Source organism: Ekhidna sp., from assembly GCF_963691765.1.
Taxonomy (GTDB): domain Bacteria; phylum Bacteroidota; class Bacteroidia; order Cytophagales; family Cyclobacteriaceae; genus Ekhidna.
In genome coordinates, this window is sequence record NZ_OY829375.1 from 2,155,243 (window position 1) to 2,176,998 (window position 21,756).

Genomic DNA, 21,756 nt, shown 5'->3' on the forward strand with positions numbered 1-21,756 from the left:
GATTATGCTAATTTTATTATTTCTATTTCTTGATCAATTCCCTTCAATTTAACATCTCCTAGCGAACTTCCATTTTTAGCTAGGTGCTTTATTTCATTATAAAAGTTAGATGATACTAACCACGAGCAATTATATTCTTTAGTAAGCTGCTCAAGTCTCGCGGCAGTTATTACTGGGATTCCAGAAATAGAAAATTGTTGTCGCGTACTATTTCCGATGTTTCCAGCGATAATCTCTCCATTGTGAATGCCAATTCCAACCTTTATTTCATCTGACCATTCAGACTTGTTCAATTGACTAATCTTAGATAAGATATCTCTGGCGGCCTTAAATGCACTTTCCGGAGCATCTCCTTCTTCTGATGCGAAAGATGCCATTAATCCATCACCCATAATTTGATTGATCATCCCTCCATTATTATGAATGCAATCCATGATCGGCCCAAAAAATCGATTTTGGAATGCATTTACATCTTCAGGAGACAGGCTTTGTACCCTTTGTGTGAAATTTCTAATGTCTAGGAAAAGTACTGATGCTTTTATCTTAAAACTCGCTCCTCCTGCTTCGGTAAGGGCCTGAACTACCTCTTTTGAAACCTGCTGGCTAAATAGTGATTCCATTTGATCTCGTTCTTCCTGAGTCTGAATTGAAATCGTAAGACGTTTGCTCAGCTCATTGGCTACCAATCCTGCACATACTCCTGCTATTAAGAACATAGTTGCTTTTGTATAAAAAACGATTGATGGGAGCATGTACGAAGTGTCATAGTTGTCAAACGTCCACAAGGTAATCATGGCGTATATCGTAGCTATTATTAAACCATTAAGAAAACTTAGCCAGAAGCTAAGGTGAAGAGCAGAAACTATAATAATAGGGAAGAATATGAAAATAAGTGGCGAGTCGAGGAATATGCCATTTTCTTCCCATTTGATTATAAAGAATAACCAAATGAACGGGATAACTGAATCTATTGTGATAGAATAATATTTATACCACGCAGGCAGCGGCTTTTCGCAGTTTGCGATTTTTCCTACCATCCACCGAGAGATTAATAGTAAAATGATGAAGCCGATTGAGGTATATATTCCAAGCTTCATACTCCTTTCGTCAATAAATACCTCAGAAATAGTGGTAGGGAAGAAAGTAATGTTCAGAAATAGCAGCAATAGACCGAATAAAAGAACTCCAAGAAAGATCTCCAACCTTCTTTTCTCCGTTTTTACAATCTCAAGATCAATACATTCCTCTAAATCAAGCTGCATATGTTTGTTTTCCTTTTGATCAGATAAGCGTAATTTTATTATTACCCAATTAATAAGACAAAATCAGTATTGGTTAGTTCCTTGTATAGGATATATTCTTATGGACATACGTTTGTTATCGGAAGAGGATTTTACCCCATTATACAACGCGTTTAAAATTGCGTTTACAAACAATGCTGTTGCATTTCAGCCAAGCAATGAAGAGTTTGATCATAGACTGCATTTCAAGTTATTTCTAGATAGAAGTATTTCTGCTGGAAGTTATGATGGTGAGGAAATGACCGGTTTTATTTTGCACACTGCTGGAATCTATCAAGGAATACCAACAGCATATAATGGAGGTACGGGGGTTCTGCCAGGCTTTAGAAACCAAAAGACTGCTGAAAATATCTATGAGTATCTGATTCCTAAGATTCAGCAAAAGTTTCTTGCGAGAATACTTCTTGAAGTGGTTGAGACGAACAAAAACGCGATAGCACTATATGAAAAGATTGGATTTACGTTTAAAAGACGATTCAAATGCTATAAACAGTTGAACCCGTTTAAAATGGAATCAAGAATAGCTATTGAGGAAGGATCGATTGCTGACGTTAATTTCAATTTCAATGACTTTGAGCCATCATTTATTGATAGCTCGGATCATTTGAAGAAAGGAAATGAAAAAGTTATTGTTTCGAAAGATGGTGATACAATCACTGGATATGTAATTTTTCAACCTCACTTGGCTCGTATATCTCAGTTGGCAGTAGATCGTATCCACAGACAAAATGGAGTTGGAGAAGCACTGCTTAGTCATTTGCAAAACCTTGTGGATAGACCGCTAACCATAATGAATATACCTGAAGATGAGTTTGGCTTCGACAAGTTTCTAAATAGGTGTGGCTTTGAAAATCAAGTCAATCAATATGAGATGGAATTGATAATTTAGGCCGATGCTTTTCTCACATCTCAAAGACGTAACTGGCGGTCAGGTTTATCTTACAGAAGATATTGACATAACACATTTTTCCGTAGATACTCGGACGTTGCTAGGAAATAACGGAGAGGTATTTATCGCTATTGAAGGGAAAAGAGATGGACATGATTATGTTCGTGCAGCAATAGATAAGGGAGTTAGAAATTTTATTGTCAGTAAAGAGCTGGAACTTAAAGGAGTAAACCAGCTGATAGTAAAGGATACTGTTCTTTCTTTTCAGAAGATTGCGACTAATCATAGAAACTTATTTGCAATACCTGTCATTGGCATTACAGGAAGCAATGGAAAGACTACCGTAAAGGAATGGCTTTCTACTATTTTATCTCAGGGAAGATATGTAGTAAAAAGTCCTAAAAGCTACAATTCGCAAATCGGAGTCCCTCTTTCTATAATGGAGTTGCGACAGCAGCATGAAATAGGTGTTTTTGAAGCTGGAATTTCTAAGGTTGGAGAGATGACTAACCTCCAGAATATTATTAAACCCACATTTGGAATATTTACCAATCTAGGAGAAGCTCATGATGACGGCTTTGATTCAATGGAGCAAAAGCTAAATGAAAAGCTCAACTTGTTTAGTGATAGTGAGAAGGTGATTTGCAACAATGAAAGTTTGTACTATGACCAAATTCAAAAGAGGTTAGGCTCGAAACTTATTACATGGGGAAGTAAGCAAGCCAATTATTCGGTTTCCAATGATAGCGGTATCATAAACGTAAGTGGGCGAAAGTTTGAAACTGCTTTTGATAGTTCTACCCAGCTTGAAAATCTGACTCATTGCATTGTGAGTGCTCTTGAATTGGGATTGAGCCCTGAAGAAATTCAAAATGGTCTAAATCTGGTAGAAGGGGTACCGATGCGTCTTGAGCTCAAAAAAGGAATTAATGGTTGTTATATCCTTGATGATACATATAACAATGATGAGGCAGGTCTCCGTGTGGCCATTGACTATCTTGAATCACACAGACAGAATGAAAAACGTACGCTGATACTTTCAGATATTCTCCACTCAGCAAAGTCAGACAAAGAATTATATAAGACTATCAACCAAATAATAGTAGGTCGTGGATTTAGTCGGCTTATTGGGGTTGGTACAAGGATTTCGTCAAATGCTAACTGTTTCTCAATACCAAGCAATTTTTATGATAGCACTGACGACTTATTGAATCAAATGCCGGAATTCAATGATGAAATGGTCTTAGTAAAAGGCGCAAGAAATTTTGAGCTGGAAAGGGTTGTCCAAAGAATAGAAGAGAAAAGTCACGGCACCATTTTAGAAGTCAATTTTGAGGCGTTACACCATAACTTAACGCAATATCAGTCATTGCTTAATGGGAAGACACAGCTCATGGTCATGGTAAAAGCCAATGCCTACGGTGCGGGTCTTTTGGAAGTTGCGAACTTCATGCAACATCAACAAGTGGATATGCTGGGTGTTGCTTATGTGGATGAAGCAATTCAGCTAAGGAAGAATGGAATTTCGATTCCAATCATGATCATGAATCCATACATTGAAAGCTTCGACCAATTCGAAAGGTATGATTTACAGGCAGAGATTTTTAGTATTACCCACTTTAAACGAATGCTTCGCGATACCGTCCGACGGCCAGGTATTCACCTGAAAATAGATACAGGGATGCACAGGTTGGGTTTCAAGCCGAATGAGCTTGATGATTTAATTACGCTTCTAGAAGCTAATCGTGATGTCAAGGTTGAGGGAATTTTCACTCACTTTTCAAGTGCAGAGCAAACTGAGGAAGATGAGTTCACGATCGAGCAGGCTGAGCTTTTTGAAGCCGCTTATGATAGGTTATCCCATGTGCTTGGATATAATCCATTGAAGCATGCGTGCAACTCTGCTGGGATTGTAAGATGGCCACAATATCACTTTGATATGGTTAGGCTAGGGATAGGCTTGCATGGATTTGATCCTGCTGAAAGTCTAAAGTTGAGATATCCAGGTCAATTAAAAACTGTTATCTCTCAAATTCAGCATTTGGATAAGGGGGCAACCGTAGGATATTCTAGAAAAGGGCTAATTACAAGAAAGAGTAGAATAGCAATACTTCCAATTGGTTATGAGGACGGGTACTCAAGGATATTTGGCAATGGAAATGCTAGCGTTTCTGTCGGTGGTAATTTATGCCATACGGTTGGTAATGTATGTATGGATATGATAATGGTTGATGTAACCGATACTAACGCAAAAGAAGGAGATGAGGTAACTGTGTTTGGGAGTAACCCGACAATAGAGGATTTGGCAAAAATCTCTTCTACTATGCCCTATGAGATATTGACTAACGTAAGTAGTCGTGTTAAGCGAATATTTGTTTCCGAATAGGATGTTTAACCCCCACAGCCAAGAAATTTCTTGAAATCAATATTTTCAGGGAAACCACCATTCTCGTTTTCACTCTCCTTGTTTTCTTCTTGCTGGCCTTTCTGTTTTTCCACTTCCTTTTCTTTATTGTCCATATCTAAATTTACTTATGTCATAATTAATTCTCTGAGGCGTGACTGGACTATCTTTGCACCATGCCTGAAAAAGACATTACTGACCTAAAAATAGGCGTTCTTGGAGGTGGTCAACTTGGCCGTATGATGATCCAGTCTGCCATTAACTATAACCTAGATATCTCTATTTTAGATCCCGATGAAAACGCTCCATGTGCTCATCTGGTTAAAAACTTCACTGTAGGTAAGCTTACCGACGAAGAATTGGTTTATGACTGGGGAAAGAATTTTGATCTAATAACAATCGAGATAGAGAATGTAAGCGTTTCGGCGTTGAAGAGGCTTCAAAGTGAAGGCGTGCGAGTATTTCCTCAGCCAGAAATTATTGAGTTGATTCAGGACAAGAGAAAGCAGAAAACCTTTTATAAGGCCAATCGCATTCCTACATCAGATTTTATTCTGACTGAAAATGCATCTGATGTTGCTTCAAATAAAGAAATGCTCCCCGCGGTTAATAAGCTTGGAACGGAAGGATATGATGGTAGAGGAGTGCAAATGATAAGAACAGAGGCGGATTTAGAGAAGGCATTTGATAAACCGGGATTACTAGAAAAATTGGTTGATTTTGATAAGGAGCTAAGCGTTGTAGTTGCTCGAAATTTAAACGGGGAAATGGATTGTTTTCCTGTCGTAGAGCTTTCTTATCACCCAGAGCAAAATTTGGTGGAGTTTCTTTTTGCTCCAGCTCAAATTTCAATGGAAGCTGAAGACAAAGCTTATGCATTAGCTAAAGATGTTATTGAAAAGTTAGATATGGTTGGTTTGCTGGCTGTTGAAATGTTTTTAACTAAAGATGGTGACGTTTTGGTTAACGAAGTGGCACCTCGAACCCATAATTCAGGTCACCATACCATTGAAGCAAATACGACTTCTCAGTTTGAACAGCATCTTCGAGCTGTCATGAATTTCCCATTAGGCTCAACTCAACTCATTACTCCAGCAGCGATGGTGAACTTGCTAGGTGAAGATGGTTTTACAGGAAACGCCAGATATGAAGGTATGGAAGACTGTATGAAGATGAATGGTGTTTATGTGCATCTTTATGGAAAGAAATTAACTAAGCCTTTCAGAAAAATGGGGCATGTGACAATCACTGATGAGTCAATTGAAGAATTAAAGAGTAAGGCTCGAAAAGTAAAAGAAACATTAAAAGTAAAAGCATAATGGCGGCATCTAAAGTAGGAATTATCATGGGTAGTAAGTCTGACCTACCAGTAATGCAACAGGCTGCAGACGTACTTAATGAATTAGGCGTAGCATTTGAGTTGACCATTGTTTCTGCACATAGGACTCCCCATCGAATGTTAGAGTATGCAGAATCGGCCCGAGACAATGGTTTGAATGTGATTATTGCTGGAGCTGGTGGAGCGGCACATCTTCCTGGAATGGTGGCTTCTTTAACTACACTCCCTGTAATAGGTGTGCCTGTCAAGTCAAGTAATTCAATTGATGGCTGGGATTCAGTTCTGTCTATTCTACAGATGCCTGGAGGTATACCCGTGGCTACTGTCGCACTAGATGGTGCTAAGAATGCCGGAATTTTAGCTGCAGAAATAATTGGATCTACAGATGATGGAATTGCATCTAATCTTCAGAAATATAAAGATGGCCTTAGGGACAAGGTAATGGAAACTGTAAAAGAAGTAGAGAAGTAATTACTCAGCTTTCACTTCTTCTTCAATTGCTTCAGGCTCTTCATCTTTCGGGAAAACCAGTGATAGTACGATAGCGAGAACTAACGCACCAATGATTATGCTGAACGAAAGGAAGATAGGAACATGAAGATCTATTATCTCAGCCAGCATTTTAGCTCCGATAAAGATCAACACGACAGAAAGTCCTTTTTGTAGTAAATAGAATTTATCCAAAACATTGGCGAGCAAGAAAAACATCGCTCGTAATCCCATTACTGCAAAAATGTTTGAGGTGTAGATCACAAACTCGTTTTGGGTAATTGCGAATGCGGCTGGAATTGAATCTACTGCGAAGATCAAATCAGTGGACTCGATAAGTATAATCACCAAGAAAAGAGGAGTGAAAAGGAGTTTGCCATTTTCTCGAATCCAAAATTTTCCACCTTTATCAGTTGTGCTCATTGGAAGGACTTTCTTGGCAGCCTTTAGGAGTGGATTTTTTTCGGGCTCTATCTCCATGTCATCTTCTTCGCTGAAAAGCTTAATTCCTGAGTAAACCAGAAAGATGCCGAATACATAAAGTATCCAATGGAATTCAGCAATTAATAGCGCACCCACAAAAATGAAAACTGCCCTAAAAACAATTGCTCCTAATATGCCCCAGAAAAGAATGTTGTGATAGTATTCTTCTTTTACGTTGAAGTATCGAAGAATCAAGAGGATCACAAAAATGTTGTCGACGGAAAGTGCTTTTTCAGTAACGTATGCAGAGAAAAACTCTAAAGTGGCACCTGGGCCTTCACCATAAAAATAAATGAGAGCACCATAGGCGCATGATACAAGTACCCAAAAAATGGATTGTTGAAGTGCTTCCTTTTGAGATACCTTTTGATGTTTTTTATGAAATACTCCTAAATCAACAATCAGGAATAGAATAATAACCACTCCGAACACTCCAAAAAGCATTCCTTCGTTCTGTCCTCCGAATATATTAAGCAGCATTATTAAGGCGATGTTAAATGATCAGGGTAAATCAAATTAATTAATTAACCGCAAATAAAGAAAAATTTATTCGATATAGAGCTATTCAAGTATCTCAGTTTCAGTGACCCTTGAAGAAGATAAACCATATTATTATTAATACTGGAAGCAAAATTGGGATCGAGTACTTGATGATATAAGAAAAGAATGAAGGCATTTTAATACCTACTTGCTCGGCAATTGACTTAACCATGAAATTTGGTCCATTTCCAATATATGTAAAGGCACCAAAGAATACTGCTCCAAGTGATATTGCCATTAAATCAAGTAGAGAGTCTTTATACTCATTATTAGCAAATGCAATTACTTCCTGCATTTTGTTGACATCAGCTCCAACACTAGCCATAGAAGCTGTTAAAAAATTGACATACGTAGGAGCATTATCTAAAAATCCACTCAGCACACCAGTTCCCCAATACAAAGTGCTTGGTCCTATGAGTTTTGTTCCTTGCGGTGACTGTGCAAATTCACTAACCAGCTCTAAGGCTGGCATCATGGTGAAGAAAATTCCTATAAATAAGAACGCGACCTCTCTGATAGGTTCAAAACTGAATTCATTTCCTTGAATTGCTTGTAAATCAGAAAAATGATAGGAACCAAGTGCGGCAAGAAGCATGATTATTTCTCTTAGATAAGAGAATTTTTGACCTTCATAAACAATGCCTGGAACCCACTCAAATACATTTGGGTCTAGAAATACAGCAGCAACCACAATGGCTAGCCATATGAAATTTCTTTTCCCTTTGAGAGAAATTGAACCAGAAGGAGGCACCTCTTCTTCTTCATCTCCACGCATAAGCGCATAGTTGCTTTTATTCCTTATGTCAAATAGATAAAAGAACACTAGCAACAAAATGCAAGCTATTGCCCAAGGAACAAGGTTGTGAACCACCGTCCATTCGAATGGAATACCTTTTAGGAAACCAAGGAATAGAGGAGGATCCCCAATAGGTGTGAGTGAACCTCCCACATTACTAACAATGAAGATGAAAAATACAATGTGATATGGCTTTATTCGGTTTTTATTTAATCGAATAAATGGTCTTATCAAAAGCATCGAAGCGCCAGTAGTACCTATTATGTTCGCGATTACAGCACCTATTGCCAATATTATCAGATTGGTAAGTGGCTTTGCTTCTTTGTCAACTATGATAAGTATTCCTCCAGAAGCAACAAACAAGCCAGTCAAAAGCGCAATAAATTGGATATACTCTGCTGCTGAATGCACTGGACTGTGCTGATTATGTAGGAAGAACAAATAGTATGTGCAGACCAGAAAAGCCAGTATTATCGCTATAACGGGGTAGCTTTTATGCCAAAAGTGTGGATAAAAGAGAGGTCCCGTAGCTATCATCACCAAAAGGAGCACAAAAGGGATCACACTCCAAACAGCTGGTTTTTCGGAGGAGTGGGCCTTTTCATCGCTATGATGATCAATTGATTGATGTGTCTCTTGCTGCTCTTGTACAGGCGTATCGCTGGCGTAAGACACCACAATTACGGTCATTAACAAAATGGCAACAAGGATTCTCCCGATCATTAGGCGATACTGATTTATACTAAAGATATCATTAGCTCAGACAAAAACAAACCTACTACTTATCAAACAAGCTTATTTAATGAAATAGTAAAGGCGGTCTCAGCCAAATTTACACGGCTATTATTTTGGTTATGTACCTCTTGGAGTGCATTACCGATGGTTGTTGAACAATCATTAAATATGTCCGCATCAGTCAGAACTTCATCTTTATCTGGATCCATTAAAAAGGCAAATGTCCGGGCCATGCCGCAGTTTGCTATGAAATCAGGTAAAAGAGAAACCTTCTTATCAACGAATTCGGCTATTGGTCCATAAAAAATTTCTTCATCTCTAAATGGAACATTAGCACCACATGAAACAACTTCAAGATCGTTGTTGATCATTGATTCTGCTTGATCTTGAGTTACTAATCTTGATGCCGCTGCTGGAATAAAAATTTCAGCACCCATAGACCATATCTCTTCATTAATCTTGTCAAATGGAATTAAGTTGTCTGCAACAAGTTTATTTCCATCCTTGTCGTGGAAAAGCTGTTTGATTTCGTCAAGGGTGAAGCCTTCGGTTTTCATAAGTCCTCCAACCTTATCTATGATACCCACGACTTTAACACCATACTTAGCAAGGTAGAGAGCGGCGGTAGAGCCTACATTACCCCAACCTTGAACGATTGCTCGTTTTTCAGCAATATTTCCTCCCCAAATTTCATAATAGTGGCGAACTGCCTCGGCAACTCCGTACCCAGTTATCATATCGGCAACTACGTATTTCTTTGGAGAATTTGGGATGTACTCCTGATCTTCTAGAACTTTTGATACACCTTGCCTCAGGCGACCTAACATGTGGATTTTTTTTGGCTTTCTTGGGTTGAAATGGCCATTAACTATACCTTCTTGTGGATGCCATAATCCAAAATCTTCAGTAATAGGAATTACCTCATGAATTTCATCAACATTTAAATCTCCCCCTGTTCCGTAATAATTTTTCAATAATGGATAAACCGCATGGTACCATCTCTTTAGAACCCCTTCTTTACGCGGATCGGTTGGATCAAAGTTTATTCCAGATTTAGCCCCGCCTATCTGAGGTCCTGAAACTGAGAATTTGATCTCCATTGTCTTGGCTAAAGACTCTACCTCTCTCTTATCTAATCCAACTCTCATACGTGTTCCACCGCCTGCTGCTCCGCCTCTTAGTGAGTTGATTACTACCCATCCTTTCGCTTCTGTTTCAGCATCGGACCATTCAAATACAATTTCTGGGGTTTTTTCTTCGAATTTCTTTAGGAGTTCTTTCATCTGTCGTTCAATATTTTGAGGGCGCAAATCTAATCATTCGGGAAGATGAATCACACCAGATGAGCTGTCTTTACTTGAACCGGTTACAGATGAGAGTACGTTTGTTTCATTTCTTAATCGTTTGAGAGCAAGAAAGGCAAATATCAACGACTCTTTAAATGAAATTTCTTTTGGGCTAGGCACATCTAAAGCGACATTATCAAGTCTGTTGCTAATTTGCTCCATTAGATAATTGTTGAAAGCTCCACCACCGGTTACTAATACCTTCCTGCATGAATCTGGTATTGATCCTGCTATTTGTTCAGCAATTATTCTTGAATAGGTGTAAAGCCCGTCATGTGGATCAATATTGTTTATGATCTCCAGGCTTATATAATTATTAGGCAATGACTTAGGAGCAGGTTCATGAAAGAAAGGAAGTGACAAAATCGAAGTATACAATGGCTCACTAAATGAACCTTTTTTAGCAAGTAGGCCTCCTTGATCGAATTCAAAACCTAATTTCTCTGCAAAAAAATTCAAGACTTGATTGCATGGACAGATATCCCAAGCAGTCATATTTTTCTTCACGGAGATATTCGCTATTCCACCTAAGTTTATACAAGAGTCATATTGCTTGAATAAATTAAAATCGCCAACAGGGACGAGCGGAGCACCCTGACCTCCTAGTTCAACATCTTGCGTACGAAATTCAGTTACTGTGGAAACTTCCGTACTGTTTGCAATTATCTCTCCTTTTCCAAGCTGCCAACTAATTGCATTGTGTGGTTCATGAATAAGGGTATGACCATGTATTCCAAGTAAGTCTATTTGTTCAATGTTTTTTTTGAATAGATTGATTGTCTCGGATATCCATTCACCAAATTCCAAATCCAATTGGTGATTACTTTCATTTAACTCTTTAGCGGCAAGCTTTAGCTTAGCGTGTAGCTTTTCGGGATACCTGTAAGTTTTGCAATTCTTTAATTCAAATGTCCAATCACTATTTTTTTTAGAAAAGATGACATGTGCTAAGTCAAGTCCATCCATAGAAGAGCCGGCCATACCTCCTATTACGGAATAAGTTGTTTTCTTTTGTAGAGCCATGAATAATAAGTTGGAAGTAATATTAATTGATATTGGCAATAGCTCAATCAAAACTACAGAAGTGATTGATGGGGAATTTCAGGAAACCGTAATCTGGGACCAGCTGGATTCTGTATTAACCAAATATGAGGGTGTTCCAATTATGATTTCCTCAGTTAAGAAAATAGATAGCGACCTTCTTAACAATGGAGTTGGTAAAATTCTCGATTACAAGACTAAAATGCCTATCAAGATCGATTATGATACGCCGGAAACATTAGGTGCTGATCGTATAGCTGCTGCAGTTGGTGCAAATGAATTATTTCCAGATCAGGATAATTTGGTTATCGATTTGGGGACTTGCATCACCATGGACCTGGTCGATAGAAACCAAGTATTTCATGGTGGAATTATATCACCTGGTCTCACTATGAGGATGAAAGCAATGGCTGGTTATACGGATCAACTTCCTGACATTTCAGAAGAATGGAGGCAAATAAATTCTGGAGAACTAGGAAAAACCACAAAAGAATGCCTTTTCAGTGGATCATACCATGGAATTGTGCATGAAATAAATGGCGTTTTACGGACACTAGAGAGGGATTTCACAAGTCTTAACATGATATTAACAGGAGGAGACGCTCATTTCTTTGAATCCAACCTAAAAGCCCACATCTTTGCTGGCTCAAAAATTGTGCAGACGGGCCTGTATAGTATCTGGAAGTTTCAATAGTCACTTTTTTGATGTCAAAAAAATGGATGTCAACTAAAGGATGGAGAGATTTTTGGTGTTTTCAGATACATGGTTTTGATACAGCAGTTGAAAAGTTGGAAACACGCATGAAAAGGATTTTAACAGGACTAGCCTGTTTATTTATTTTAATACAGTTTGCCCATAGTCAATCAATCTATTCATTTCAGGGATTAGGTAGTTTGAATCATCAAGGTATGCCAAACAATGTAGGTATGGGTGAAATAGGTATTGGTGCACCTACTGTTTGGCACATCAATACACAAAATCCAGCCAACCTTGTTTACAACACATTTAGCACTTTTCAGCTGGGTGTTGAAGTCGATCGGAGAAACTTTACTGGTGAAGATATTTCAGGATCAGATGCAGACGGAGGACTTAGATTTCTAGGTTTTGCTTTTCCTATCATGCCTGGTAAATGGTCCTCTTCACTAGCAATTTTGCCGCTTAGTTCTGTAAGCTACAATACGTTTGCCCAAGGAGATGTTGATAACACCGATAGTGATGTTGCTCAAACTTCCAACAATAGAGGAGAAGGAGGACTTACGAATTTGATTTGGGGAAATGGATTTAATATCAAGAATATTCAGGTGGGTGTAAAATTCATCTACACGTTTGGGTCAATAGAAAAAACCTCAACTTTTTCTATTGGCGGTGTTGATTTACCTACTACCAACGGGTCATTTGAGGAATTGCAATCGTACTCAGATATAAATTTCCAATTTGGTTTAGGCTACAGACATAAGTTTTCAGACATAAGATTTCTAAACTTTGGATTTATCTATTCTCCAAATAGCTCTCTTAATGGAACTTCAGAGTTGTCTCTAACAAGATTATCTAATACTGGAGCTGAGCAGGATACTGTAAATTTAGGTTCTGAAAGCATAGAATTTGATTTACCAACAACAGTCGGTTTTGGAATGTCTTACGAAAAAGCTACACATTATAAGATAGGATTTGATATAGAGTCTTCATTGTGGAGTAGTGCTGGAAATGCGACTACCAATTACAATAATTCATTCAAATTTGCTTTAGGAGGGTCTTGGACTCCAGACTATGATAATGTTAGTAGTTTCTGGAAAAGAGCCAAATATTCTGCAGGGTTTAACTATCACAAACTTCCATACATCGTAAATAATCAGGCGCTTATTGATTTTGGTATTAATTTTGGGGCCTCATTACCAGTAAATGGCTATTCAAGTTTAGATCTTGCTTTTAAATGGGGTCAACTTGGAGAGACAACAAACGGATTAATTAAGGAAACCTATTACAAAGTTGTTATAGGAGCGACCATCAATGACAGGTGGTTCATAAAAAGAAAGTATGACTAGCAAATAGTGAGTTATGAAGACGATTACTAATATACTTGGAGCAGCATTTTTTCTGACATTTGCCGTAGGTGCAAATGCACAGGAATGGAACTGGGGTGATCAGGTTGATACTGCTAAGGAAAAAAATGTAGTATACACTGATGCCTACAAGGCTAAGAATTATGAGGCGGCAGTAGAGCCATTGCAATGGTTGCTAACTAACACGCCAGATCTAAATCCTTCCATTTATATCAATGGGGTAAAGATTTATGAAGCATTGGCAAAAAAAGAAGCTGATGCTGTCAAAAAGAAAGAATATGTTGAAACAGGTCTTGGCTTGTTCGATAAAAGAGCTGAAATATATCCTGGCGATCAAGCGGATATAGTTGAGCGAAAAGCGATTTTCGGCTATTCATTTTACAAAAAGGAGAAGGATGAGTATTTCCGAATTCTTGAGACTTTCCAAAAGTCTTTTGAGTTAAATGGTGCTGAAATGAATAGAGGAGCTCTTGTGGCATACATGGATATGACATACAAGAACTACTTGTATAAGAGACTAACCGACGAGCAAGTAATTGATACTTACTCGGCAATTTCTGAAGCTCTTGCAGAGCAAAGAAAAAATGCAGGTGATACTGAGAGAAAGAAAATTGACGGTTCTTCAGACTTGGTAGATAGATTACTAACTGCAACAAAAGTTGAAATCAGCTGTGAATTCGTTGAAGAAAAACTGGGGCCAAAGCTTCAGAATGAAAACGATGTAAACATGGCTAAGCAAATCTTCAGATTAATGCTTAAAGGCAAATGTCTTGATAGTCCATTGGCTTTAAAAGCAGCTGGAATAATCCAAGGTGATGAGCCTACATATGGTGTTGCTAAGTTCTTAGCACAAAAGAATGGACAAGATGGCAACGATGCTCAAGCCGTCGAGTTTTTTAAAGAAGCAGCTGGCTTAACTGATGACAATGCAGAAAAAGCTGAAATGTATGTAAACATCGCACGTATTCAAATGAAGAATGGTCAGAAGTCTACTGCAAGAAGCAGTGCTAGAAGAGCGCTTTCATTTGACCCATCTTATAAAGATGCTTACAAGCTTATCGGTGACTTATATATGGGAAGCTTTGACGATTGTAAAGGGGAGAAAAGTGTAGTTCAGGATAGAGCAGTTTTCATAGCAGCTTATAATGAATATAAGAAAGCCGGAAACAGTGCAGCTATGTCTGCAGCTAAAGCTCAGTTTCCTTCTATTGAGGACATCTTCAACGAAGGAAAGCAAGAGGGAGAATCTTTAACTATTGGATGTTGGATTAACGTTACTGTAGCTCTTGAGCGACGACCTGCAAACTAATATTACGAACAATAAGAACTTCAATGCGGCCTGGAATCGTCTTCTGGGCCGCTTTTTGGTTTTGGGCCTATGGCTACTTTCATTGTCCTGCAATCAGCGTAAAGAGTTAATAGACTTGCCGCTTTATGAGGGGCCGCTTTCTTCCATGGACAGTGCCGTAACTCAAATGAGTGATTCGGGTATCGTTGTAATGCAGTTAGAAACCCCTCTACAAAATAATTTTGAAAATGGTGATCGTGAATGGCCGCAAGGGTTTTACATTGAATGGTACAATAGCCGACGCCAAGTGACAAGTTATTTCTCTGCTAAGTATGTCTATTTTACTAAAGCAGAAAATTTATATAGAGCAGAAGGTGATGTTGTTGTAAAAAGCTTAGTCAATAAGGATGAACTGAATACAGAGGAACTGTTTTGGAATCAGGCTGAGGAAAAGTTTTATACAGATAAATTCGTGACAATAAACTCAGAAGATGAAGTCCATACTGGTGAGGGTATGGAATCGAATCAGGACTTTACTGAATATCGAATATTGAAACCGAATGGCACTTTTACGCTTGAAGATGATCCAAACCGACCAGCTCAACGAAATGTTCCACTTAGACCTTTAGACAAAAACCAATGAAACTTTTAGACATCATTCTGTTTGTTTTGGTGTTTTGTACATTCATAATTGGTGTGGATCAGGCAATAGTTGTAGGGCTAGCAGAATCCTATTGGATTTTTATGTTAAGCGTGGCACTCTTATTTTTATATGGATATCGCAAAGGCCAACGTCAGGCACGCGAAAAAGAGGCGTTAAAATCCTCAAAACAACGAAAGAAAAAGAAAAAATAGCATGGATGATCCATTCCCCTATTTGATCATACTCATTTGTTTACTGTTTTCAGCTTTTTTTTCTGGAATGGAAATAGCCTTCGTGTCAGCAGATAAGCTGCATATAGAGGTGCTAAAAAAGAAGGGAAATTTTGCAGGCCGTGTGTTAGCTCTATTCACTGGGAATCAGTCACAATTTTTGGCGACCATGTTGGTTGGAAACAACATTGCTCTGGTGCTCTATGGTATATACATGGCTGGACTTCTTGAGCCAATAATCTTATCCTTCTTGACCCCAGCATTGGCAACAGGTGTTGTTGTCCTTATCATTCAATCTTTACTCTCTACTGCTTTAGTATTATTAACTGCAGAATTTCTTCCAAAGAGCCTGTTTTTAATTAATCCAGACTTTTCTCTCAGGTTGTTTGCGCTGCCAATGGGCTTGATTTACATATTAATGTTCCCAGCAGTATTTCTTGTAGTGAAAATATCCGCAATGTTTATTTGGATGTTTGGATACCGTTTAGCTGATGAAAAACCCGTGTTTGGTCTTACTGACCTGAACAATTACATCAAGAATAATATTTTAAATATTAATGATGAGGAAGAGGCTGAAATTGATGCTAAGATTTTCAACAATGCGATTGAGTTTAAAACTATAAAAGTCCGAGAGTGTATGATTCCGAGGACTGAGATAATCGCTGTAGACGTGACTGATCCCATAGAGGAACTCAGAGATAACTTCGTTGAAAGTGGGCATTCAAAGATTCTCGTTTATAAGGAAACCATTGATGAGGTAATCGGATATTGTCATGTTCTTGAGTTATTCAAGAAACCGGAGGATATAAAATCAATTTTGACGGAGATTCCCATTGTACCTGAAACCATGCTTGCCAATGAATTGCTGATTCAATTCATTACAGAAAGAAAAAGCTTGGCAATTGTAGTTGATGAATATGGAGGGACATCTGGTTTGGTGAGTATTGAGGACGTAATAGAGGAGATCTTTGGAGAGATAAGAGACGAACATGATGATGAATATCTTACGGAGCAGAAGTTGGATGAGCAGAATTTCATTTTTAGTGCTCGACACGAAATTGACTACTTGAACGACAAGTATGAGCTGTCACTTCCGGAAGGTGAATATGATACCTTAGGAGGGTTGATTTTTGAATTTCATGAGGACATACCTGAGGTCAATGAGGTTATTGAGGTTGACCAATTCGTGTTCACAATTTTTACTATGGAAGAGAATCGAATAGATAAGGTAAAGCTGACTAGAATTACCACCGAAGAACTCGTTTAGATGAAGGCCTTCTATGCTTTCTTTAGAATTTTGATGAAGCTTTCGCTTCGCTTTTATTTTCATAAAGTCAAAATTGAAGGAGCAGAAAGTGTTCCCAAGAATACACCACTGATTGTTGCTCCCAATCATCAAAATGCATTTCTGGACGCATTATTAGTAGGAGCATTTATTCCTATACCACTTCATTATCTAGCAAGACAAGATGTGTTTAATAGATGGACGAAATCCATTCTCTCGATATTACAGATGATCCCAATTTATCGTATTAGGGATGGGTACTCAAAACTTTCTTTAAATGATTCGATTTTTGAGAGCTGTTTTGAGCTCTTTCGAGGCAAAGAATCTGTTTTGATTTTTGCAGAAGGAAACCACGGCAGGTATCATTTTCTACGGCCACTTACAAAAGGTGCAGCAAGGCTTTCCCTTCAAGCACAATCAAGATTAAGCGAAGACTTGATGATTCTACCCGTAGGGTTGAATTATTTTGACCATCAGTCGCCTAAATCAACGGTGCTAATAAAATTTGGTGAGCCAATACCAGTAAAAGACTATTTGGAGATCTATGAAAAAAATCAGGCTAAAGGACTTATTGATTTGAGGGATAGAATAAGTGATGGAATGAAAAAGACTTTGGTAATTGCTGATGAAACCTCTGATTATAGCGAAAGAGCCAATTCCATTTTTCGTAACGAAAATGAAGGTCTTTCCTTTGATGAACTTAAATCTCTTGAGGTATCGAAAGAGGCAAATAATCTTGCTAAGTCCAGAAGGGCACATTTTTTAGCTTGGATTTTGAATCCAATTCCGATGCTGATTATAAACAGAGCGATAATGAAATTTGATGATGTTGTTTTTCATTCATCATTAAAATTTGGAATTGGAATTTTTGTATTTCCGATGTGGTGGCTGACAATTTTTTTGCTTCTCTTATTTTCAACAGGAATTAATATTGCCTTACTTGCTGTTATTGTAATGATTTCAGGTTTGTACTATAGCTATCTAAGATGACAGAGATTGTAAATTATGAGCCCAAATATGCAAGTGCATTTAAGGAGCTAAATGAGGCTTGGATTACCAAATATTTTGAGATGGAAGACTCTGACCGAAAAATGTTGGATGATCCTCAAGGTTACATTATTGACAAAGGAGGTGCGATATTAATTGCCTTATTGGATAAAAAGCCAGTAGGTACTTGTGCGCTTATCAAGATGAAGGATAATGTTTATGAGTTAGCCAAGATGGCAGTTTCTCCGGAAGCGCAAGGAAATCAAATCGGCTATAAAATCGGCTTAGCAACCATTGAAAAAGCCAAGGAATTAAAAGCCAAGAAAGTATATTTAGAGACTAATAGTATTTTGAAACCAGCTATTTCTCTTTACTATAAACTAGGATTTAAGGACGTCGAGGGGTACGATTCACCGTACAATAGGTGCAATGTTCAAATGGAAATTGAAATCTAATTTGAGCCTTTTAGGAATTTAGCTCTGTCGTAAATCAACCTTCCTTTATCATCCCATTCTCGCGTGATATGAGGTGTATATTCGAAATCGAATGGATCAGCAGGGTATAATACTTCCCGCTTCACTCTACCTCCATCGTAATATTCGCGCCATAAACCTACTTTATGACCAAACTTATATTCTCCTCGGACTGCTAATGAACCATCTTCATGAAAAGCCCAATACTCACCATCTTTTTCACCATAATGGACGGGAATAACCTCTCTGAGCTTAGTTTTTTTGAAATCGTAGTAGGCAAGTTTTGATTCTTGAGGCCATCCTTTCCACCAGTAAGTTTTGTCTTGTAAAATGTCATGACGATTGAATCTTACCCACCTTCTATGTTTCATGCCTTTGTAGTACCACCCTTCTTCAATGACCTGATCACCCACTCTTTTCACATACGGACCGTGTAAAACACCCGCATTTTTAGGATTTACTTTGAGTGAATTGGTTACTTTCTTTTTCTTGTAATCGTACCAATAAAAATCTGCCGCATACTCTGGCGGACCTTCATACACTTTAAGTACATTGAATAAATCCAGGATTACATCCCCACCTCTGATGGTACGTGTGAAAGCTTTCCTAGTTCTAAGTCCAAAGTATTCGTTTCGTTTCTTTTTCTTCTCTTTTTGTTTGACAGGTTCCCCTTCATCTTCCTCTGTAAGGTCTAATGTAAGAGGAGTGTCATAATCAACTTTGAAAAGGTCTTCCAGGGATTCATCGCCCTGGGCAAAGGATGAAAGTCCAACTAAAATAAGACTAAGTGCACATAATATTTTTATTCGACTTGTCATCCCTATTCTGTCTCTTATTCTGCTGCGTTTCTACTTATTGACTTACCAAAAAACAACGCATTCATAAAGATTTTATTGGTTCCATACCAAAATGCTCTGAAGTTTGGATTATCTGCCAAAGTAATCACTTTTCCACGACCTACATTAGAAATTGTAACAGCGGGAGCGTTTTTAAACCGATCAAGGTTTTCCTCAGATACATACCCTGAAAGCAATGGAGATCCGGTATATACCATTGGGTTAGCATATCCATTCTTAGATTTTTCCATTACGAGGTTATGGTTTCTGAATAATGGGATTCTTTCGTTTTCAATTCCATAACCAAGTGGATGTGTTAAATCGATTCGAGCTTCAAAAATAGATCCTCCTGTTACTTGCGCACCCCGTTCGGCGCTAAGGTCTTCATAAGTTTTAAAACCATCCGTTTGTTCATTGTCCCTTGAAGCGTACTTTACATTTGTTATCTCGGCATCAGATAGCCATTTTCCTCCATTCTTCCAGGCGATAATCAGTCCACCTTGAGAGACCCAGTCTTTTAAATTTTTCTTTTGAGAGTCTGAAACTGAACTCAAAAATGCATTTGGGATAATGATTCTGTTGTATCGAGATAGATTCCTTCCTAGTCTGTCTATTGGTAGTAATGTGACCTTCATCTTATATCGTTGGTCTAATAAGTGCCATACTTCACCGGCTTCATAGCTACTCACGCCGCCCTCTACAAGTAGTGCAATTTTTGGCTCCTCTAGTGTTGAATTACTTCTACTACCAATATCAACTCCCATTTTAGCGAGACCAGTAGTCAGAGAGTATACGTTTACCGCATCTTCAGTAGTGATTTTGTCAATTGTTTGCTCAATGTATGCTCGTCTGTTTTCTTGTACTCCAACAGGAATTATTATTGTTCCTTTAGGATAGATTCTATTGCCATCATTATGAGAGTTGTTAAGCATTTGCACTACGATACCTTTACTCAACAAGCGATTCGCGGCACGGAAGCCATAATATCCGTATGGTTCAATTGCATAGGCATATGCTCCCTTATTGCCAACAAATTCTGCTGTAGGTTGATTTACAGAAATAATTTTATCTCCCATTATTCCACTAAGATCTTTACTGCTCAATGCAGCATAAGGTAGATTATATGCAAGCGGCATAGTCCAAGTTGATACATCGTAAAATAGGCTATCGGTAAAAGTTGTACGCGTCTCGAAAATGCCTTTAGCTAATCGATACTGAGGTTGATTCATTGGAACCACGTAGGCGTTCCCACTCTTAAAGGAATGACCATTTTTATTAATGTCTTTGGCAAGTGGATAAATATCAATTTCGTGCTGCACTAGCATTTTAGCCAATTCATAATTTTTTACTGGATCCTTAGAGGAGCCAAAAATATAGGCTTTGACTGCATCCTTGGAAGCCAAATCGGATGCACTTTCATAAAAGTCTTTTTGATAATCAAGAAATTCTTCGCGATGTGCTATTCCTGATGATAGTGTTGAAAGTGATACAGTGAATTGATTTCTAACACCCATTGGAAATGTAAGGATTCCAAAATCATTTTCTTGTGCATGCCCCCTTGAACTCGCTTGTTCAAACAATATTCCAACACCTCCATTTACATCCGGATAAGTAGAGCCTTTGCCTATATAAAAATCATCGAAGCTTTCTTCACTATAATAAAGCGTTCCAATCTCATCTAAGTATTTGGCATGATGATCGGCCATCTTATGTGTTAATTCAACGTTCTTATCAGGAGTCCAAGGAAATTTTCTTGACGGAATCCCAGGTTGAAAGAAGAAAGTAGAGTTGGTTCCCATTTCATGATGATCAGTCAGGATGTTTGGTTTCCATTCATGAAAACGCGCGATTCGCCCACGTGATTCTGGATGTGCCAAAGGAAGCCAATCTCGATTTAAGTCAAACCAATAGTGATTCGTTCTTCCTCCAGGCCAAACTTCACTGTACTCTCGATCGTTAGTATCTGGATTAATAACGTGTGAACGATGCATATTTACCCATGTTGAAAACCTATGCATTCCGTCCGGATTGTAGCATGGGTCAAGAATAATAATTGAATTTGAAAGTAGTTCATCAATGGAAGATCCATTTGCAGCTGCCAAATAATAGGCTACTAAAAGTGCGGCATTGCCACTACTAGCTTCATTGCCGTGAACATTATAGCCCAGCCATATTACTATGGGCATATCTGATGTATTCAGACTTCCTGATACGGATGGGTCAGTAAGCTTCTTATGCTCAGCTTTAATTTGATCAATATTTGCAAGATTTTCAGGCGTAGATATTGTCAAATGAATCAATGGCCTTCCCTCATATGATCTTGAAATTTCTTTGATCGTTATTCTATCGGAAGCTTCTGCAACTTCTCTCATATAATAAAGCATTTGGTCATGACTTACGTGCCATTCGCCAGGGTGAAATCCAAGAACTTCCTTAGGAGTTGGGATCTCAGGGTTGTAAGAAAGGCCTTCTGGTAGATAGTAGCTCATATCTACTTGAGCAAACGAGAATAGTGATACCAGAATTAAAAGTGCGGAAAGAATCTTCTTCATACTTATTCGAAATTTAGATCGACTAATCTAACCAATCA

General features: G+C 38.2%; 20 protein-coding genes. 12 read left to right on the forward strand and 8 right to left on the reverse strand.

Annotated elements, in window-relative coordinates:
- Nucleotides 1-2: 2 nt before the first annotated feature.
- Nucleotides 3-1,262, reverse strand: coding sequence for an adenylate/guanylate cyclase domain-containing protein (locus tag ACY650_RS09775; RefSeq protein ID WP_462254206.1), 1,260 nt, complete (start codon nucleotides 1,260-1,262; stop codon nucleotides 3-5).
- Nucleotides 1,263-1,362: 100 nt separating this feature from the next.
- Between ACY650_RS09775 and ACY650_RS09780 the strand changes: the two genes are divergently transcribed.
- Both ACY650_RS09780 and ACY650_RS09785 read left to right on the forward strand, forming a co-directional pair.
- On the forward strand, nucleotides 1,363-2,190 hold the full coding sequence (locus tag ACY650_RS09780) for a GNAT family N-acetyltransferase (RefSeq protein ID WP_462254208.1): 828 nt from the start codon (nucleotides 1,363-1,365) through the stop codon (nucleotides 2,188-2,190).
- A gap of 4 nt (nucleotides 2,191-2,194) precedes the next feature.
- Nucleotides 2,195-4,576: a bifunctional UDP-N-acetylmuramoyl-tripeptide:D-alanyl-D-alanine ligase/alanine racemase gene (locus tag ACY650_RS09785; RefSeq protein WP_462254210.1), complete on the forward strand. Its 2,382-nt coding sequence runs from the start codon at nucleotides 2,195-2,197 to the stop codon at nucleotides 4,574-4,576.
- Nucleotides 4,577-4,581: 5 nt separating this feature from the next.
- Here ACY650_RS09785 and ACY650_RS09790 read toward each other — a convergent pair whose 3' ends face one another.
- The gene (locus tag ACY650_RS09790; protein ID WP_462254212.1) at nucleotides 4,582-4,710 is read right to left on the reverse strand and encodes a hypothetical protein; all 129 of its coding nucleotides are present in this window, start codon (nucleotides 4,708-4,710) and stop codon (nucleotides 4,582-4,584) included.
- 60 nt (nucleotides 4,711-4,770) lie between these two features.
- On the opposite strand from ACY650_RS09790, the gene ACY650_RS09795 reads away from it, so the two are divergent.
- Nucleotides 4,771-5,913 carry a 5-(carboxyamino)imidazole ribonucleotide synthase gene (locus ACY650_RS09795; RefSeq protein WP_462254214.1) on the forward strand — a complete coding sequence of 381 codons (1,143 nt, stop codon included), beginning with the start codon at nucleotides 4,771-4,773 and terminating at the stop codon, nucleotides 5,911-5,913.
- Nucleotides 5,913-6,404 (forward strand): 5-(carboxyamino)imidazole ribonucleotide mutase, encoded by a 492-nt coding sequence (gene purE / locus ACY650_RS09800; protein WP_462254216.1) that lies wholly within the window; start codon nucleotides 5,913-5,915, stop codon nucleotides 6,402-6,404. Before ACY650_RS09795 ends, purE begins: the two co-directional genes overlap by 1 nt.
- Here the strand turns inward: purE and ACY650_RS09805 are convergent, their stop codons facing one another.
- From ACY650_RS09805 to ACY650_RS09820, 4 genes are all read right to left on the reverse strand, one after another.
- Nucleotides 6,405-7,385 carry a TerC family protein gene (locus tag ACY650_RS09805; RefSeq protein ID WP_462254218.1) on the reverse strand — a complete coding sequence of 327 codons (981 nt, stop codon included), beginning with the start codon at nucleotides 7,383-7,385 and terminating at the stop codon, nucleotides 6,405-6,407.
- 100 nt (nucleotides 7,386-7,485) lie between these two features.
- Nucleotides 7,486-8,964 (reverse strand): sodium:proton antiporter, encoded by a 1,479-nt coding sequence (locus ACY650_RS09810; protein WP_462254220.1) that lies wholly within the window; start codon nucleotides 8,962-8,964, stop codon nucleotides 7,486-7,488.
- Between the two features lie 62 nt (nucleotides 8,965-9,026).
- The gene (locus ACY650_RS09815; RefSeq protein ID WP_462254222.1) at nucleotides 9,027-10,259 is read right to left on the reverse strand and encodes a Glu/Leu/Phe/Val dehydrogenase dimerization domain-containing protein; all 1,233 of its coding nucleotides are present in this window, start codon (nucleotides 10,257-10,259) and stop codon (nucleotides 9,027-9,029) included.
- 33 nt (nucleotides 10,260-10,292) lie between these two features.
- Nucleotides 10,293-11,345, reverse strand: a complete 1,053-nt coding sequence (locus ACY650_RS09820; protein WP_462254224.1) for an anhydro-N-acetylmuramic acid kinase — start codon at nucleotides 11,343-11,345, stop codon at nucleotides 10,293-10,295.
- On the opposite strand from ACY650_RS09820, the gene ACY650_RS09825 reads away from it, so the two are divergent.
- From ACY650_RS09825 to ACY650_RS09860, 8 genes are read left to right on the forward strand one after another with little or no spacing between them, the layout of a single operon-like run.
- Nucleotides 11,344-12,057 carry a type III pantothenate kinase gene (locus ACY650_RS09825; protein WP_462254226.1) on the forward strand — a complete coding sequence of 238 codons (714 nt, stop codon included), beginning with the start codon at nucleotides 11,344-11,346 and terminating at the stop codon, nucleotides 12,055-12,057. The genes ACY650_RS09820 and ACY650_RS09825 overlap by 2 nt on opposite strands.
- A gap of 26 nt (nucleotides 12,058-12,083) precedes the next feature.
- Complete coding sequence (locus ACY650_RS09830; protein WP_462254228.1) at nucleotides 12,084-13,406, forward strand: hypothetical protein; 1,323 nt, start codon at nucleotides 12,084-12,086, stop codon at nucleotides 13,404-13,406.
- A 13-nt stretch (nucleotides 13,407-13,419) separates the two neighbouring features.
- Complete coding sequence (locus ACY650_RS09835; protein ID WP_462254230.1) at nucleotides 13,420-14,733, forward strand: tetratricopeptide repeat protein; 1,314 nt, start codon at nucleotides 13,420-13,422, stop codon at nucleotides 14,731-14,733.
- On the forward strand, nucleotides 14,711-15,355 hold the full coding sequence (lptC, locus tag ACY650_RS09840; protein ID WP_462254232.1) for an LPS export ABC transporter periplasmic protein LptC: 645 nt from the start codon (nucleotides 14,711-14,713) through the stop codon (nucleotides 15,353-15,355). The genes ACY650_RS09835 and lptC overlap by 23 nt, the downstream gene beginning before the upstream one ends.
- The gene (locus ACY650_RS09845) at nucleotides 15,352-15,567 is read left to right on the forward strand and encodes a hypothetical protein (protein WP_462254234.1); all 216 of its coding nucleotides are present in this window, start codon (nucleotides 15,352-15,354) and stop codon (nucleotides 15,565-15,567) included. Before lptC ends, ACY650_RS09845 begins: the two co-directional genes overlap by 4 nt.
- 1 nt (nucleotide 15,568) lies before the next feature.
- Nucleotides 15,569-16,852, forward strand: a complete 1,284-nt coding sequence (locus tag ACY650_RS09850) for a hemolysin family protein (RefSeq protein WP_462254236.1) — start codon at nucleotides 15,569-15,571, stop codon at nucleotides 16,850-16,852.
- The gene (locus tag ACY650_RS09855) at nucleotides 16,853-17,860 is read left to right on the forward strand and encodes a lysophospholipid acyltransferase family protein (protein ID WP_462254238.1); all 1,008 of its coding nucleotides are present in this window, start codon (nucleotides 16,853-16,855) and stop codon (nucleotides 17,858-17,860) included. It begins immediately after the preceding gene.
- A complete protein-coding gene (locus ACY650_RS09860; RefSeq protein WP_462254240.1) occupies nucleotides 17,857-18,312 on the forward strand; it encodes a GNAT family N-acetyltransferase in 456 nt (151 codons plus the stop codon). The genes ACY650_RS09855 and ACY650_RS09860 overlap by 4 nt, the downstream gene beginning before the upstream one ends.
- Here ACY650_RS09860 and ACY650_RS09865 read toward each other — a convergent pair.
- Together ACY650_RS09865 and ACY650_RS09870 are read right to left on the reverse strand one after the other, a co-directional pair.
- Complete coding sequence (locus tag ACY650_RS09865) at nucleotides 18,309-19,148, reverse strand: toxin-antitoxin system YwqK family antitoxin (RefSeq protein ID WP_462254242.1); 840 nt, start codon at nucleotides 19,146-19,148, stop codon at nucleotides 18,309-18,311. The two genes, ACY650_RS09860 and ACY650_RS09865, sit on opposite strands and share 4 nt — an antisense overlap.
- A gap of 14 nt (nucleotides 19,149-19,162) precedes the next feature.
- Nucleotides 19,163-21,718, reverse strand: coding sequence for a M14 family metallopeptidase (locus ACY650_RS09870; protein ID WP_462254244.1), 2,556 nt, complete (start codon nucleotides 21,716-21,718; stop codon nucleotides 19,163-19,165).
- Nucleotides 21,719-21,756: the final 38 nt, after the last annotated feature.